The 15,274-nt window shown below is 74.7% G+C and carries 13 protein-coding genes and 1 tRNA gene; 8 read left to right on the top strand and 6 right to left on the bottom strand.

The features are described 5' to 3' along the window. Position 1: 1 nt before the first annotated feature. The 4 genes from ASD19_RS05165 to ASD19_RS05150 form a co-directional block, all read right to left on the bottom strand. The gene (locus ASD19_RS05165) at positions 2 to 475 is read right to left on the bottom strand and encodes an Lrp/AsnC family transcriptional regulator (RefSeq protein ID WP_055989345.1); all 474 of its coding nucleotides are present in this window, start codon (positions 473 to 475) and stop codon (positions 2 to 4) included. A 112-nt stretch (positions 476 to 587) separates the two neighbouring features. Continuing rightward, positions 588 to 1,613, bottom strand: a complete 1,026-nt coding sequence (locus tag ASD19_RS05160) for a DNA topoisomerase IB (protein ID WP_055989342.1) — start codon at positions 1,611 to 1,613, stop codon at positions 588 to 590. A gap of 8 nt (positions 1,614 to 1,621) precedes the next feature. After that, the gene (locus ASD19_RS05155; RefSeq protein WP_082542998.1) at positions 1,622 to 2,209 is read right to left on the bottom strand and encodes a histidine phosphatase family protein; all 588 of its coding nucleotides are present in this window, start codon (positions 2,207 to 2,209) and stop codon (positions 1,622 to 1,624) included. 71 nt (positions 2,210 to 2,280) lie between these two features. Next, the gene (locus ASD19_RS05150; RefSeq protein ID WP_055989340.1) at positions 2,281 to 3,132 is read right to left on the bottom strand and encodes a Sir2 family NAD-dependent protein deacetylase; all 852 of its coding nucleotides are present in this window, start codon (positions 3,130 to 3,132) and stop codon (positions 2,281 to 2,283) included. Positions 3,133 to 3,237: 105 nt separating this feature from the next. On the opposite strand from ASD19_RS05150, the gene ASD19_RS05145 reads away from it, so the two are divergent. After that, positions 3,238 to 4,059 (top strand): TrmH family RNA methyltransferase, encoded by an 822-nt coding sequence (locus ASD19_RS05145; protein ID WP_055989338.1) that lies wholly within the window; start codon positions 3,238 to 3,240, stop codon positions 4,057 to 4,059. Between the two features lie 3 nt (positions 4,060 to 4,062). Here the strand turns inward: ASD19_RS05145 and ASD19_RS05140 are convergent, their stop codons facing one another. Next, positions 4,063 to 4,890 carry an SGNH/GDSL hydrolase family protein gene (locus ASD19_RS05140; protein WP_055989335.1) on the bottom strand — a complete coding sequence of 276 codons (828 nt, stop codon included), beginning with the start codon at positions 4,888 to 4,890 and terminating at the stop codon, positions 4,063 to 4,065. A gap of 130 nt (positions 4,891 to 5,020) precedes the next feature. Here ASD19_RS05140 and ASD19_RS05135 point away from each other — a divergent pair, with 130 nt between their 5' ends. The 7 genes from ASD19_RS05135 to ASD19_RS05105 all read left to right on the top strand — a co-directional run bounded on the left by ASD19_RS05135 (position 5,021) and on the right by ASD19_RS05105 (position 12,535). Continuing rightward, positions 5,021 to 6,772: a DEAD/DEAH box helicase gene (locus ASD19_RS05135; RefSeq protein ID WP_055989332.1), complete on the top strand. Its 1,752-nt coding sequence runs from the start codon at positions 5,021 to 5,023 to the stop codon at positions 6,770 to 6,772. 25 nt (positions 6,773 to 6,797) lie between these two features. After that, positions 6,798 to 7,256 carry an SRPBCC family protein gene (locus tag ASD19_RS05130; RefSeq protein ID WP_055989329.1) on the top strand — a complete coding sequence of 153 codons (459 nt, stop codon included), beginning with the start codon at positions 6,798 to 6,800 and terminating at the stop codon, positions 7,254 to 7,256. Between the two features lie 112 nt (positions 7,257 to 7,368). Further along, a complete protein-coding gene (locus tag ASD19_RS05125) occupies positions 7,369 to 8,487 on the top strand; it encodes a VIT1/CCC1 transporter family protein (RefSeq protein ID WP_055989326.1) in 1,119 nt (372 codons plus the stop codon). Positions 8,488 to 8,599: 112 nt separating this feature from the next. Next, positions 8,600 to 8,684 (top strand) — tRNA-Leu (locus ASD19_RS05120). Between the two features lie 160 nt (positions 8,685 to 8,844). Next, positions 8,845 to 9,870 carry an iron ABC transporter substrate-binding protein gene (locus ASD19_RS05115; protein WP_055989323.1) on the top strand — a complete coding sequence of 342 codons (1,026 nt, stop codon included), beginning with the start codon at positions 8,845 to 8,847 and terminating at the stop codon, positions 9,868 to 9,870. 62 nt (positions 9,871 to 9,932) lie between these two features. Then, complete coding sequence (locus ASD19_RS05110) at positions 9,933 to 11,423, top strand: ABC transporter permease (protein ID WP_235562976.1); 1,491 nt, start codon at positions 9,933 to 9,935, stop codon at positions 11,421 to 11,423. Next, positions 11,420 to 12,535: an ABC transporter ATP-binding protein gene (locus ASD19_RS05105; RefSeq protein WP_082542997.1), complete on the top strand. Its 1,116-nt coding sequence runs from the start codon at positions 11,420 to 11,422 to the stop codon at positions 12,533 to 12,535. The genes ASD19_RS05110 and ASD19_RS05105 overlap by 4 nt, the downstream gene beginning before the upstream one ends. Here ASD19_RS05105 and ASD19_RS05100 read toward each other — a convergent pair. Then, positions 12,463 to 15,174, bottom strand: coding sequence for an AMP-binding protein (locus ASD19_RS05100; protein ID WP_082542996.1), 2,712 nt, complete (start codon positions 15,172 to 15,174; stop codon positions 12,463 to 12,465). The genes ASD19_RS05105 and ASD19_RS05100 overlap by 73 nt on opposite strands. Positions 15,175 to 15,274: the final 100 nt, after the last annotated feature.

Raw genomic sequence — 15,274 nt, 5'->3', positions numbered from 1 at the left:
CCTACGGCTCGCGGCGCGCGAGCTGCATGAGGCCGCTCACCCGGTAGGGCACCGCCTCGCTCATCACCAGCGACGTCTCCGTGCGCTCGACGCCCTCGATGCCGAGGATGCGAGCGTCCACATCGAACAGGTGGCGGGCGTCCCGGCACGCGACCAGCGCGAGCAGGTCGGTCTGACCCGAGAGCCCGTGCACCTGCACCACCTCGGGGACCGAGGCGAGCTCGCTCGTGATGCGCGGCAGCTCCACCTGGCGCACGCCGATGGCGAGGAACGCCTCGAGCGGGAAGCCGAGGGCGGCCGTCGAGATGGAGCGTTCGAAGGAGCGGAACACGCCGGCCTTGTCGAGGCGCGACATCCGCGCCTGCACCGTGTTGCGGGACAGCCGCAGTCGCTCCGCGAGCGCCACCACGGTGGCGCGGGGGTCCTCGCTGAGGGCGGCGAGCAGCTCGAGGTCGACGTGATCGAGGGAGGCCATAGTGCGAGACAGTAGCAGTATTCTGCCGCGATCCCTGCGCATCCTGCTCAGTCGTTATCGGATCGATTGCGCGTGCTGTTTTGCACGTTCCAGGCGCGCCGGGTCGGTCCGATCAGCTGCCGTCGGTTTCCCGGATCAGCCGGCGCGTGGCCCGCTCGAGCGCCTCCTGCCTGGCCTCGTCGGACGGGTGCGAGCGCCGCACGGCGGCGGCGATCGTGCGGCCCTCATCGAACGCCGAGACGACGCGCGGGTCCACGTACGAGGTGCGCGCCAGCGTGGGCGTGTTTCCGAGGAACGCGGCGACCTCCCGCATGGCGTCCGACACGACGCGGCGCCGGCGCGTGACGCCGCCGCGGCCCGAGCGCTCGAGCTCATCCGCGCCGGACGCGATCTCGGCGGCCGCGAGCACCGTCGCGTGCCACGTGCGGAAGTCCTTGGCCGTGGCGTCCATGCCCGTGATGTCGCGCACGTACTCGTTGACCATGGCCGAGGTGAGCGACCGCCAGGCGCCGTTGCGGCACGCCAGGAGCGTCTCGCTGTCGTCGCGGCGCCGGCGCAGCGTCTCGACCGCGCGGGTGACGGGCTCGTCGGCGATCTCGATGCGGTGGTCCACGCCGGACTTGCCCATGAAGGCGAACACGAGCGTGTCCCCGCGGCGCGTCACATGGTCGCGGCGCAGCGTGGTGAGCCCGAAGCTGCCGTTGGCGTCGGCGTACACGTCGTTGCCGATCCGGAAGCACCCGAGGTCGAGCAGCCGCACCGCGAGCGCGCACGCGCGCTCGGGCGGCATGCCGTCGCGCGCCAGGTCGTCGTGCACGCGGGGGCGGGCCTTCGCGAGCGCGCGGCCGAAGTCGAGCACGCGGTCGAACTTGGCCGCGTCCCGGCGCGTGCGCCACTGCGGGTGGTACAGGTACTGCCGCCGGCCGGCGGCATCCGTCCCGACCGCCTGCAGATGGCCGTTCGGGAACGGCGTGATCCACACGTCGCGCCACGCGGGCGGGATCGCCAGGCCACGGATGCGCTCGACCTCCTCCGCCGGCAGGCGCTCGCCGTGCTCGTCGAGGTACACGAAGCCGCGCCCCGCGCCGCGGCGGGTCCATCCGGGCTGGTCGGGCGACGTGCGCCGCAGGCGGACCACGGGCCCGCCTAGGCGCCGCGCCCGGCGCCGACGCTCTCCCGCTCGTCGGCGGCCAGCACCAGCCCGTCGTCGGTCATCCGGAACAGCGTGACCGACGCGTTGTCGATCCGCTCGCCGGGCCGCGGGAGCGCGCCGTTCGACGCGTGCCCCAGCAGCCCGCGGATGACGCCGCCGTGCGCGACCACGATCGTCGGGGCGTCCGGCTCCTGCGCCACCACCTCGGCGAGCGCCGCGAGCGCGCGCTCGGTCAGCTCCTCGTGCGTCTCGGCGCCCGGGACGGGGACGCCGCCGTCGTAGCGCGCATGGAAGTCGGCCACCAGCGTGCCCTCGGCGACGCCGTAGTCGCGCTCCATGAGGCCCGGGTGGGTCGCGGGCGGCTCGAGGCCCAGCGCGGAGGCGATGATCTCGGCGGTCTCGGTCGCGCGTCCCAGGGTGCTCGACGCGATGCGCTGCCATCCGCCGTCGCGCAGGGCCTCGGCGGCGAGCAGGTCCTGCGCGCGGCCCGTGTCGTTGAGGGGGATGTCCGTGCGTCCCTGGATCCGCCGCTCGGCGTTCCAGTCGGTCTGGCCATGTCGGACGAGCGCGAGGAGGGTCACACGGACGAGCCTAGGACGCCTTCCCTGGCGGATGCCGAGGACGCCCGCTCAGCGGCAGGCGCGTGCGGGGCTCAGCGCGCGGCGGGCAGGGCGCGCGCCAGCTCCGAGAGGACGGCGCTCGTCCCCGCGTCGATCTTGACGGTCGCGCGGTTGTCGGCCCGCGTCTCGCCGCGGTTCACGATCACGACGGGCAGCCTGCGGCGGCGCGCGCGCTCGACCAGCCGGATGCCCGAGTTCACCACGAGCGACGATCCGGCGATCAGCAGGGCCTCGCTGGCGAGCAGCAGCTGCTCGGCCTCGCGGAACTTGCCGGCCGGGATGAACTCGCCGAAGAAGACCACGTCCGGCTTCAGCACGCCGTCGCAGACGCTGCACGCCGGGATCGCGAAGCCCTCCGCGGACTCCGGCAGGACATCGCCGTCGGGGCCGAGCGGGACGCTGTCGGGGACGGTGATCCACGGGTTGTCGCGCTCGAGGCGCTCGGCGATGTCCCGCCGGTCGAACACCTGCCCGCAGTGGGTGCAGAACACCCGGCGCATCGTGCCGTGCAGCTCGACCACGCGGTGGCTTCCGGCGCGCAGGTGCAGGCCGTCGACGTTCTGCGTGACCACGCCCGTGACGATCCCGTCGCGCTCGAGCGCCGCGAGCGCCTCGTGGCCGGCATTCGGCTCGGCCGCGGAGAAGGCGCGCCACCCGAGGTGCGAGCCGACCCAGTAGCGCCGCCGCGCCGCCTCGTCGCTCAGGAAGGTCTGCGCGGTCATGGGCGTGCGCCGCGGGGCGCCCTTGCCGCGGTAGTCCGGGATGCCCGAGTCCGTCGACACGCCCGCACCCGTCAGCACCGCGACGCGGCGGCCGGCCAGGGCGTCGATCGCGCGGCCGACGCCCGAGCGCGCGGCGTCGTCGAGGTCGGGGACGAGGGGCACGGAGCGAGTCTAGGGCGTGCGGATGACCGGCCGGACCGCCGCCCGGCGCCCGTCGCCGCCCGCGCGCGGCGACGGGCCTGGGCTCGCGTGCGGGATGCTGGGGGGATGAGGATCATCCCCGTCGCCGACCCTGCCGACCCGCGGCTGGCGGACTACCGCGACCTGACCGACGTCGCGCTGCGGCGCGTGCTCGAGCCCGAGGGCGGCCTGTACATGGCGGAGTCGTCGAAGGTGCTGGCGCGCGCCCTGGCGGCGGGGCACCGGCCGCGGTCCGTGCTGACGCAGGAGCGCTGGCTGGGGGAGCTGGAGCCGCTGCTGGAGGGGCACGACGTGCCCGTGTACGTCGTGCCCGCGGACGTCGCCGAGGGGGTCACCGGCTACGCCGTGCACCGCGGCGTCCTGGCGGCCATGCACCGGCCCGAGCCGGCGCCCGTCGCGGAGGTCCTGGCCGGCGCGCGGCTCGCGGTGATCCTGGAGGACATCGTGGATCACACGAACGTGGGCGCGGCGTTCCGCGCCGCGGCGGGGCTCGGGGCCGACGCGGTGCTCGTGACGCCGCGGTGCGCGGATCCGCTCTACCGTCGCAGCGTCCGCGTCAGCATGGGGACCGTGTTCCAGGTGCCGTGGACGCGGCTGCCCGAGTGGGACGGCGACGCGGGCGCACGGGCGCAGCTGCACGCCGCGGGCTTCCACATCGCGGCGCTCGCCCTGTCGGAGGATGCGGTGTCGCTGGACGACTTCGCGGCCGCGCCGCCCGAGCGCGTGGCGCTCCTGATGGGCGCCGAGGGCGACGGGCTGTCGCGCAGGGCGCTCGCCGCGGCCGACTCGGTCGTGACCATCCCCATGGCGGGCGGCGTCGACTCGCTCAACGTGGCGTCGGCGGCCGCGGTCGCGCTGTGGGCCGTGTCGCGCGGGCAGCGCGCCTGAGCGTCAGTCCTCGGTCCGCAGCTCGAGGGGCAGCGGCTCGGGGCGCTTGGCGGTGATGTGGTCGCCGGATGACTGGTGCCGCAGCCGGCGCAGCACCCACGGCACGAGGTGCGTGCGGGCCCAGACCAGATCGTTCACGCGCGCCTCGCGCCACGTCGTCGGGGGCAGGGGGTCCGGCTTCATGGGCTGCAGGTCGTTCGGCACGTTGAGGGCGCGCAGCACCATGCGCGCGACCTCGTGGTGGCCGAGCGCGTTCATGTGCAGGCGGTCGTCGTCGAAGAACCGGCGGTCCTGGATCTCCTTGAGCGCCCACTGGTCGGCAACAATGCAGTCGTGGCGGTCGGCGATCGCGCGCACGTTCTCGTTGTAGATCGCCACGCGGCCTCGGAACGGCCGGAACACCGGGGTGAAGTCCGTGTCGATGCCCGTGAACACCACGACCGTGGCGCCCTCGCTGCTGAGGCGCGCGACGGCGTCCTCGAACACGGCGGCGATCGCGTCCGGGTCGCCACCGGGCCGGATGACGTCGTTGCCGCCCGCGCAGAACGTCACGAGGTCGGGCTTGAGGGCGAGGGCGGGCTCCACCTGCTCGTCGACGATCTGCCGGATGAGCCGCCCGCGGACGGCGAGATTCGCGTACGCGAAGTCGTCCACCTGGCGCGACAGCACCTCGGCGACGCGGTCCGCCCAGCCGCGATGGCCGCCGGGGGAGTCCGGCTCCGGGTCGCCGATCCCCTCCGTGAACGAGTCGCCCAGGGCGACGAACCGCCGCCACGGATGGGGTCCCTCGTTCGGGACGAAGGGCGTGCGCACCTCGGGCTCGCTCGACATCGGATCCTCCACACTCGGTCTCGGGGCCTGACGAGACTACGTCATCCAGTGGGACATCGGGGCGGAGTGCGCGGGTCGCTGGGGAAGCGCTGGATCGGGTGTCCGCGCCGCCCGTTAGGGTGGGTCTCCCATGCTGTCACCGTCCTATCCGCAGAGAGCTCCGTGGGGTACCGCCGGCAAGCTGCGCGCCTGGCAGCAGGAGGCGCTCGAGGCGTACTTCGCCGCGGACAAGCGGGACTTCCTCGTGGCGGCCACGCCGGGCGCCGGAAAGACGACCTTCGCCCTGACGCTCGCGGGAGAGCTGCTGCGCACCCGGGAGGTCGACCGCGTCATCGTGGTGGCCCCGACGGAGCACCTGAAGACCCAGTGGGCCGACGCGGCGGCGCGCGCGCACATCCGGCTCGACCCCGCGTTCCGCAACAGCCACACCACGTTCTCGCGCCAGTACCACGGCGTGGTCGTCACGTACGCGCAGGTCGCGGTCAAGGCGTCCGTGCACCGGGCGCTCACCGAGGGCGGCCGCACGCTCGTGATCCTCGACGAGGTGCACCACGGCGGCGAGGCGCTCAGCTGGGGCGACGCGCTGCGCGAGGCGTACGGGCCCGCGAAGCGGCGCCTGCTGCTGAGCGGCACGCCGTTCCGCAGCGACGACGCGCCCATCCCGTTCGTCGAGTACGCGCCCGACGAGCAGGGCCTGCGCACGTCGGTCACCGACTACGCCTACGGGTACGGGCGCGCGCTCGCCGACGGCGTCGTCCGCCCCGTCCTGTTCCACGTGTACTCCGGCCACATGAAGTGGCGCACGCGCGCGGGCGACGAGCTCGAGGCGCATCTCGGGCAGGACAACCTGAAGGACGTCACGTCGCAGGCGTGGCGCACCGCGCTCGATCCGCAGGGCGAGTGGATGTCGGCCGTGCTGAAATCCGCGGACCAGCGCCTGACCGAGATCCGGCACCACGTGCCCGACGCGGGCGGCCTCGTGCTCGCGACCGATCAGACCGCGGCGCGCGCGTACGCCAAGCTGCTGCACTCGATCACGGGGCAGCGCGCCACGGTCGTGCTGTCGGACGACGCCGAGGCGTCGCAGCGCATCGAGCGGTTCTCCGAGGGCACCGACCGGTGGATGGTCGCCGTGCGCATGGTGTCGGAGGGAGTGGACGTGCCGCGGCTCGCCGTGGGCGTGTACGCCACGTCGTCGTCGACGCCGCTGTTCTTCGCGCAGGCCATCGGGCGCTTCGTGCGCGCACGGCGCCGCGGCGAGGCCGCGAGCGTGTTCCTGCCCCACGTGCCGGTGCTGATGTCGCTCGCGAACGAGATGGAGCGCCAGCGCGACCACGTGCTCGACCGCGGCGAGAAGGACGAGGACGGCCTCGACGACGACCTGCTGGAGGCCGCCGAGCGCGAGGAGAAGGCGTCCGACGCGCTCACGGAGGAGGGGTCCTTCGAGGCGCTGGGGTCGGTCGCCCACTTCGACCGCGTGGTGTTCGACGGCCAGGAGTTCGGCCAGCTGGCCGTGCCCGGCACGGACGAGGAGCAGGAGTTCATCGGCCTGCCGGGCCTGCTCGAGCCCGAGCACGTGCACGAGCTGCTGATGCAGCGCGTCGCCCGGCAGTCTCGGCACCGCCAGGCGCGCGAGGCCCGCGAGACCGAGACCGGCGGCGAGGCCGTGTCCACGCTGCCGGCGCCGCTGCACCGCACGCTGCGCGAGCAGCGGCAGCTGCTCAACAGCCTGGTCGGCGTGTACGCGCGCCAGACGGGCGAGCCCCACGGCGTGATCCACGCCGAGCTGCGCCGCCGCTGCGGCGGTCCCGAGGTCGCCAAGGCGACGGTGGCGCAGCTGCAGGCGCGCATCGACGTGCTGCGCAAGCGCGTGCGCAGCTGAACTCCCCGCGGCATACGCTCGGGGCATGGCCGCCCGGTACTCGTTCCGCACGACGTGGCGGGTCGACGCCGCGCCGCAGCGCGTGTGGCGCGAGCTCGAGCGGGCGGTCGCGGGTGAGTCGGACGGGTGGTGGCCAGGCTTCCGCGTGGAGTCGCCCGGAGCGCCCGCCCCCGGGGGCGTGATCGGCGTCGTCGTGCGCGCGCCGTTCGGCTATCGGCTGCGCTTCTCGCTGCGGATCACCGACGTCGTGCCGGGTCGCCGCCTGGAGGCGGCCAGTGGCGGCGACCTGGACGGGCGCGGCTCGGTCGAGGTGGGCCCGCGCGGCGGCGGATCCGAGATCCGGTTCGCGTGGGACGTGGCCGTGCGGCGGCGGTGGATGCGGGTGACGGGGCCCGTGCTGCGCCCCGTGTTCGCGCTCGCGCACGGCATGGTCATGCGGGCGGGGGAGCGCGGGCTCCGTCGCGCCGTGGCGGTCGGTCGGTAGGCCGCACTTCGGGGATCCGAAAACCTGTCAATCGCGCTCCCGGGGCGGGACCGCGGCGCGTCGCTGGCTAGCGTGGAGGGGAACCCCCTTCACATCCCTCATCGGAGGTCCGTTGCGCGCGCCCGCCCCGTCTCCCTCGCCGTCCGGCCCCGACACCGGCGCGGTCGCCGCGGCGACCCCGGCCGACCGCCGGCGCTGGGCGCGCTACCTCGCCGACGAGCGCGCGGAGGCCGCCGTGTACCGGCGGCTCGCGCGCTCCAAGACGGGGGAGGAGCGCGCGATCCTCGAGGAGCTGGCCGCGGCCGAGGGGCGTCACGAGCGGCACTGGCTGCGGCTCCTGGGCGGGGAGCCTGCGCGGATGCCGCGCGCGGGCCTGCGCACTCGACTGCTCGGGTGGATGGCCGGCCGCTTCGGGCACATCTTCGTGCTCGCGCTGGCCCAGGCCGCCGAGGCGCGCTCCCCGTACGACGGCGAGCGGTTCGCGACCACCGCGATGGCGGCCGACGAGAAGATCCACCACGAGGTCGTCCGCGGCCTCGCCGCGCGCGGACGGCGGCGGCTGTCGGGCACGTTCCGCGCCGCGGTGTTCGGCGCCAACGACGGGCTCGTGTCCAACCTCGCGCTCGTGCTGGGCATCGGCGCCACGGGAGTGGCACCGCAGGTGGTGCTCTTCAGCGGCATCGCCGGCCTGCTCGCCGGCGCCCTGTCGATGGGCGCCGGGGAGTTCGTGTCGGTGCGATCGCAGCGCGAGCTGCTCGACGCGACGGACCCGGGCACGTTCGGCGACGCCGCCCTGCCCGACCTCGACATCGACTCCAACGAGCTGGCGCTCGTCTACCGCGCGCGCGGCATGTCGCACGAGGAGGCCGTCGCCCGCGCCCGCAAGGCCATCGCCGAGGCGCACGCCGGCCGCGTGCCGGTCCGGGCGGCGGGCCACGACGCGCACGAGATCGTGGGCGGCGCCTGGCACGCGGCCGCGTCCAGCTTCCTGTTCTTCGCGAGCGGGGCGATCATCCCGGTGCTGCCGTGGCTGTTCGGCCTCACGGGCGCGACCGCCGTGATCGTCTCGCTCGTGCTGGTCGGGCTGGCGCTGCTGGGCACGGGCTCGACGGTCGGGCTGCTGTCGGGAGCACCGCCGCTGAAGCGGGCACTCCGGCAGCTCGCGATCGGCTACGGCGCCGCGGCCGTCACGTATGCGCTCGGACTGCTGTTCGGGGTGTCCGTGGCGTGACCCGCGGACGCGCCCGAGGGTGCGCCGATTCGCCCGGGTGGTCCGGGCGTGGTAATGTTTCTCTTCGGTCGCGAAAGCGATCGGCACCGGCCGGAAGGCCGGTCACCCAGTTGCGCGGGTGGCGGAATAGGTAGACGCGCTAGCTTGAGGTGCTAGTGCCCGTATAGGGCGTGGGGGTTCAAGTCCCCCCTCGCGCACAGAACGACGAAGGGTCCCGAGAGGGGCCCTTCGTCGTTTCCGCATGCGCACGAAGCCGGACGGCGCTGTCCGGTTTCTTGCAGGTGGGCGGGTGAAACGGATGCGCGGCTGACTTGTTAGGCTTACCTCACCCCGAACCCCTGGACCGGAAGGCCCGCCATGTCGTCACGCCTCCTTCGCGCGCTCGTCGTCCCCGCGTCGATCACCGCCCTCGTCCTCCCCGGCTGCGCCGCGCAGGACGCCGGCGCGGTGGATCCCGAGGCGCTCGTCGTCTACAACGCGCAGCACGAGGAGCTGACGCAGGAATGGGCCGACGCGTTCACCGAGGAGACCGGCATCCAGGTCGTCCTGCGCAACGGCGACGACTCGGAGCTCGCCAACCAGCTGGTGCAGGAGGGCGAGGCGTCGGGCGCCGACGTGTTCCTCACCGAGAACTCGCCCGCCATGTCGCTCGTCGAGGAGGCGGGACTGTTCGCGCCGCTGGACCAGGAGATCCTCGCCGCCGTGCCCGAGGCCTACCGGCCGGCATCCGGTCTCTGGACGGGCATCGCCGCCCGCTCCACCGTCGCGGTGTACAACCCCGACCTGATCTCCGAGGACGAGCTGCCCGCGTCGCTGCTGGACCTCGCCGAGCCGGAGTGGCAGGGTCGCTGGGGCGCGGCGCCCGCCAAGGCCGACTTCCAGGCCATCATCTCGGCGGTGCTCGAGACGCAGGGCGAGGACGGCGCGCGCGCGTGGCTCGAGGGGATGGCGGAGAACGTCACCGAGTACCGCAACAACATCGTCACCATGAAGGCCGTCAACGCGGGCGAGATCCCCCTCGGCGTGATCTACCACTACTACTGGTTCCGCGACCAGAACAAGGCGGCCGAGGACAGCGGGAACACCGAGCTGCACTACTTCCGGAACCAGGATCCGGGCGCGTTCGTGAGCGTGTCCGGCGGCGGCGTGCTCGCCAACGCGCCGCACGCCGACGAGGCCCAGCAGTTCCTCGCCTTCATCACGGGCGAGGAGGGCCAGCGCATCCTGGGCGAGGGCTACAGCTTCGAGTACCCCGTCGTCCCCGGCGCGCCGACCCGCGACGGGCTGCCTGCGCTCGAGACGCTCGAGGCGCCCGTGATCGACCCGTCCACGCTCAACGGCCCGAAGGTCATCGAGCTCATGACGGAAGCCGGGCTCCTCTGACCACGAGCGTCGCGGCGCCGCGGTCGGCCGGGGCGCGGACACGACGGCCCTCGGCGGCTCTCGTGGCCGTCTCGGTCGTGCTGGCGGCCGGTGCCCTCGTCCCGATCGGGTACGTCGTGCAGGCCGCGTTCGCGATGGGCGGCGAGCAGCTGGCCGCGCTGCTGTTCCGCCCCAAGGTCGGCGACCTCCTCGTCAACACGGTGCTGCTCGTCGGGATCGGCGTGCCCGCGACCGCGGTGCTCGGCGTCGGCGGCGCGTGGCTGGTCGAGCGCACGGATCTGCCGCTGCGGCGGCTGTTCGCCGTCGCGCTCGCGGCGCCGCTGGCCATCCCGGCGTTCGTCGCGAGCTACGGCTGGGCCAGCGCGATCCCGTCGATCAGCGGCCTGTGGGGCGGCGTGCTCGTGGCCGTGCTGGCGTACTTCCCGCTCGTGTACCTGCCGGTGCTCGCGGCGCTGCGTGGCCTGGACCCGGCGCTGGAGGAGTCCGCCCGCGCGCTGGGGCTCGGATCCTGGGCGGTGTTTGCGCGCGTCGTGCTGCCGCAGCTGCGACTCGCGGTGCTCGGGGGCGCGCTCGTCGTCGCGCTGCACCTGCTCGCCGAGTACGGCGCGTTCGCGTTCCTGCGCTTCGACACCTTCACGACGGTCATCGTGGTGGCGTACCAGGCCACGTTCGCCGGCCCGAACGCCGCGGCGCTGGGGATCGCGCTGGCCGTGCTGTGCCTGGTCGTCCTCACGGCCGAGTCGGTCGCACGCGGACGCCGGCGCTACGCGCGCGTCGGATCCGGGGCGTCCCACCCCGCGCGACGGCTGCCGCTCGGGCGGATGACGCCGGTCGCCCTGCTCGCGGTGATCGCGCTGACGGCGGCCGCGATCGCGGTGCCCCTGGCCAGCGTCGTGCGCTGGCTCGCCCTCTCCGATCTCGGCGCGCTCGGACCGGTGATCGGCGCCACGATCCAGACCCTCGGCCTGTCGCTCGGCGGGGCGGCGGTCGCTCTCGCGATCGCGCTTCCCTTCGCCTGGATGTCGGTGCGCCACCCCGGGCGCCTCTCGCGCGTCCTCGAGGGCGCCGCGTCCATCGCGAGCAGCCTGCCGGCGATCATCGTGGCCCTGGCGCTCGTCACGGTGACGCTGGCGGTCGCGCCGGGACTGTACCAGACGGCGTTCACGGTCATGGCGGCTTACGCGCTGATCTTCCTGCCGCGTGCCCTCGTGCCGCTGCGTGCGGGGCTGGCCCAGGTGCCCGAGTCGCTCGAGGAGGCGGCCCGCGCGCTCGGCGTGCGGCCCGCCGCGGCGCGGCTGCGGGTGACGCTGCCGCTGCTGCTGCCCTCGCTCGCCGCCGGCGGAGCACTCGTGGCGCTCGGCGCCGCCAACGAGCTCACGGCCACCCTGCTGCTGGCCCCGACGGGCACGCGGACAGTCGCGACGAGCTTCTGGTCGGCCGCGTCCTCCCTCGACTATCCCGCCGCCGCCCCGTACGCCGTGATGCTCGTGCTGCTCTCGGCGCCCGCCGTGGCGCTCATGTTCGCCCACGCCACCGGACGGAAGCTGCGATGACCCTGCGACTGGACCGCGTCTCCAAGGCCTTCGGCGACACGACCGTGCTGCGCGACGTGTCGCTCGCCGTGCCCGACGGCACCCGGCTCGCCCTCGTCGGCGCGTCGGGCAGCGGCAAGAGCACCCTGCTCCGCCTCGTCGCCGGGTTCGAGGAGCCCGACGCCGGTGAGATCGCCCTCGGCGACCGTGTGCTGGCGGGCCGCGGCCGCGCGGTGCCCGCGCACCGCCGGCGCATCGGCTACGTGGCGCAGGACGGCGCGCTGTTCCCGCATCTGTCGGTCGCCCGCAACATCGCCTTCGGCCTGCGCAGGGGAGCCGACCGCATCGCCCGGGTGCGCGAGCTCCTGGCCCTCGTGTCGCTCGCCCCCGACTTCGCCGACCGGATGCCGCACCAGCTGTCGGGCGGGCAGCAGCAGCGCGTCGCCCTGGCGCGCGCCCTGGCGCAGCGGCCCGACGTCATCCTGCTCGACGAGCCGTTCAGCGCCCTGGACACGGGCCTTCGCGCGCACACGCGCGAGGCGGTCGTCGACGTGCTCGAGCGCAGCGGCGTGACCGCCGTCCTCGTGACCCACGATCAGGAGGAGGCGCTCACCTTCGGGCAGCAGGTGGGCGTCCTCGCCGACGGGGAGCTCGTGCAGGCGGGCGAGCCGGCGGCCGTGTTCGACGCGCCGCGGGACGCCGGCGTCGCGCTGTTCCTGGGCGACGCCGTGCTCCTGCCGGCGGAGGTCGCCGGCCCCGGCGCCGTGGACTGCGCGCTGGGCCGCGTGGCGGTGCGCCACGACCGGAGCGGAGGAGCCGCGTCCGTGCGGGCCATGCTGCGGCCCGACCAGCTGAGCGTGCGGCCCGCGGACGCCGCGGCCGCCAATGCGACCGTGACGGCGGTCCGCTCGCTCGGCGCCGCCGCGGAGCTCACGCTGCGGCTGTCGGACGGCGAGGAGCTCACGCACCGGGTGCCGCTGCACGACGTGATCACCGGCCCCGTGTGCGCGTACGCGCCCCGCAGCCGGGTCGCGGTCGCCGTCGAGGGCGGCGTGGTCCTCTACGCGGGCGAGGGCGCGGTCTCGGCCGCGGCCTCGGTGCCGGCCGCGGCCGGCTCGACGACGGCGGTCTGAGCGGCCGTCGGCGCGGCGACGCGGCGGCCGGTGCGGCGCAGCGTGCGGACCCGGCGCAGCGCCGCGGCCCCCGCCGAGCTCGCGCGCGTGTACGCCTGCCACGCGACGATCCCGACCGCGAAGGACAGCAGCGTGCCCAGCCAGGGCGCGCTCTGCTCGAACGGCGGGTAGACCTGCCAGTGGGTGAGGTAGACGAACAGGGACGAGCCCGCGAGCGTGCCGACCGCGGGCGACAGCGCCTGCGGGAGCGGGATCGCCGGGAGCCACACGAGGAGCAGGATGCCGCCCGCCACGATGGCCTCGCGCGCCGGATCGCCGAAGAAGCCGAACACCGTGACCGCGGTCAGCGCCGACACGAGCACCCGTCGCGACGTGGTGTCGGCGCGCGCGACCAGCCATCCGAGCACGATGAGCCACGCGACCGACGCGGCCGCGTACCGCTCGACGTGCTCGGCGTGCAGGCCCGTGAGCGTGAGTCGCGCCGCGAGGGCCGCGCCGAGGAGGGCGAGCGGGAACGCGAACGGCATCCGCCGCTCCAGCCGGTCGATCGCGCGCACGCCGAGCAGCAGCGCCAGGCCGGCCATGCCCCACAGCATCGCCTCGAGGAACCAGAACTGCCACTGCTCGTTCCAGCGCCCGTCGCCCGGCACCAGGTTGTTCACGAGCAGCGCCGTGGTGGGCAGGTAGAAGCCCGTCATCAGGGCGACCGCGCCGATCCACAGCACGGCCGGGACGGCGAGCTGACTCATGCCGCGGATCAGGCGTCGCACGCGCGTCACGCCCGGCGCGTCCGTCAGCGCGAAGCGGGCGATGTTGTACCCGGCGACCGCGAGCAGCAGGTGCGCGCCGCCCTTGAGGGAGAAGAGATCGGCGTGCGTGCCGACGATGAGCACGATCGCGAGCGCGCGCAGGACGGCCGGGGTCTCGACGTGCGCGAGACGCGACCGCCGCGCGCGTGCCGCGGGCCGGGCCGTCTCGTCCTGCGCGGCGCGGGGGGCCGCGAGCTCGGCGAGCCCTCGGGCCGAGCGGGTGGGCCAGTCGCGCGGCAGGGCGCCCAGCATCGCCTCGAGCCGGAGGCTGACCTCGACGTAACTGAGCGAGTCGCCGCCGAGGCCCGCGAACGAGTCGTCGATGCCGGCGTCGGGCCGGTCCAGCAGGAGCGCCAGGAGGTCGCGCACGGACTGCGGCGTCACGGCGCCGTCGCCGCCCGCGACCGCCGCGACGGCGCGGGCGGCGCGATCCTGCTCCTCGGCGATGCGCACCAGCGCGGCGTTGTCGGGCTTGCCGTTGGCGGTGCGCGGGAACTCCGCCACGACGTGCGCGGCGATCGCGTGGGCCGGGACGCCGGTCAGGGCCGCGGCGCGATCGCGCGCGCGTGCGGCCGCCCGGTCGGACGTCGCGAAGACCAGGAGGCGCTCGTCCGCACCGGCGGCGCGTGCCGTGATGCCCTCCTCGGCGAGCAGGCGCTCGAGCCGGTCGAGGTCGATGCGCAGACCGAAGATCTTGACGAACCGGTTCAGCCGACCCGTGATCTCGTAGAGCCCGTCGGGCCGCCGGCGCGCGAGGTCGCCCGTCCGCAGCTCGTGGACCGTCCGCCCCAGCGCGAAGTCGGCGGGGGTCTCGGCGTAGCCGAGCATGACGTTGGGGCCCTGGTACACCAGCTCGCCGCTGTCGCCCTCGGCGACGGGATCGCCGCCGTCGAGCGGGTCGAGGCGGAACGCCCCGCCGGGGATGGGACGGCCGATCGCGCCCGCGCACGTCTCCGCCAGCTCGGGCGGCAGATAGGCCATGCGGGCCGTGGCCTCGGTCTGCCCGTACATCACGAACAGCTCGAAGCCCTTGCGGGCGCCCAGCGCGGCGAAGCGCCGCACGGCCGCCGGGTCGAGCCGCCCGCCCGCCTGCGTCAGATAGCGCAGGTGCGGCAGGTCCCGGTCGGCGAACCCGCCGGCCTCGAGCAGCTCGAACGTGTACGGCACACCCGCGAACGAGGTGATCCCGTGGGCGGCCGCGTCGTCCCAGAACCGGGGGTCCGACACCGAGCGCTCCGTGAGCAGCAGGCTCCCTCCGGCGAGGAGGTGGCTGTTGACCACCGACAGCCCGTAGCAGTACTGCAGCGGCAGCGTGGTCGCCGCGCGGTCGCGGGGCTCGAGACGGAGGTACTCCGCGATCGCGGCCGCGTTGCTCGCCAGGTTCTCCGCCGACAGGCGCACAAGCTTGGGAGACCCGGTGGACCCCGAGGTGCTGGCGAGCATCGCGAGCTCCCGATGCAGCTCGTGCCGCGTGCCCGCGCGGACCTCCTCGAGCCGCCAGCCGTCGACGCCGTCCGTGGCGATCACGTCCGGATCGAAGCGCTCCACGAGCGCGGCCCGGTGCCGCAGGCTCGTCTCGTCCTGGCCGCCCGACACCATGAGCACCGGGTGGCCGCCCTCGAGCGCCGCGAGGTAGGTCACGATCGGCTCGACCGCATTGCGGGCGGCGATCATCACGAGCCGGCGCGTGGGTCCCAGCGCGCGGACGCGGGCGCGGACCAGCCCGTCGAGCTCGCCGTACGTGACCGCGCGGCCGTCGGCGATGAGCGCGGGGGCGTCGGGATGACCCGAGAGCAGGGACAGGCCGGGGCGGACGTCGGTGGAGGGCATGGGCGCGGAGACCTTCGGGAGCGGGCGCCTCGGCAGGGGCAGCGAGGTTAGGACATCCTAACTCACCGGGCGCGCCCCGCCCGCGCGGGCCCCGCGGGCC

The sequence above is a fragment of the Microbacterium sp. Root53 genome (genome assembly GCF_001426925.1).
GTDB lineage: Bacteria > Actinomycetota > Actinomycetes > Actinomycetales > Microbacteriaceae > Microbacterium.
The sequence above is the reverse complement of the archived record's forward strand: the minus strand, read 5'-3'. Positions and strand labels throughout refer to the sequence as shown.

Excerpts from the sequence above, each read along its gene's own strand:
- ASD19_RS05165 (WP_055989345.1), bottom strand. The coding sequence starts at position 475 with ATGGCCTCCCTCGATCACGTCGACCTCGAGCTGCTCGCCGCCCTCAGC.
- ASD19_RS05145 (WP_055989338.1), top strand. The coding sequence starts at position 3,238 with ATGAGGATCATCCCCGTCGCCGACCCTGCCGACCCGCGGCTGGCGGAC.
- ASD19_RS05140 (WP_055989335.1), bottom strand. The coding sequence starts at position 4,890 with ATGTCGAGCGAGCCCGAGGTGCGCACGCCCTTCGTCCCGAACGAGGGA.
- ASD19_RS05135 (WP_055989332.1), top strand. The coding sequence starts at position 5,021 with ATGCTGTCACCGTCCTATCCGCAGAGAGCTCCGTGGGGTACCGCCGGC.
- ASD19_RS05130 (WP_055989329.1), top strand. The coding sequence starts at position 6,798 with ATGGCCGCCCGGTACTCGTTCCGCACGACGTGGCGGGTCGACGCCGCG.
- ASD19_RS05115 (WP_055989323.1), top strand. The coding sequence starts at position 8,845 with ATGTCGTCACGCCTCCTTCGCGCGCTCGTCGTCCCCGCGTCGATCACC.
- ASD19_RS05105 (WP_082542997.1), top strand. The coding sequence starts at position 11,420 with ATGACCCTGCGACTGGACCGCGTCTCCAAGGCCTTCGGCGACACGACC.
- ASD19_RS05100 (WP_082542996.1), bottom strand. The coding sequence starts at position 15,174 with ATGCCCTCCACCGACGTCCGCCCCGGCCTGTCCCTGCTCTCGGGTCAT.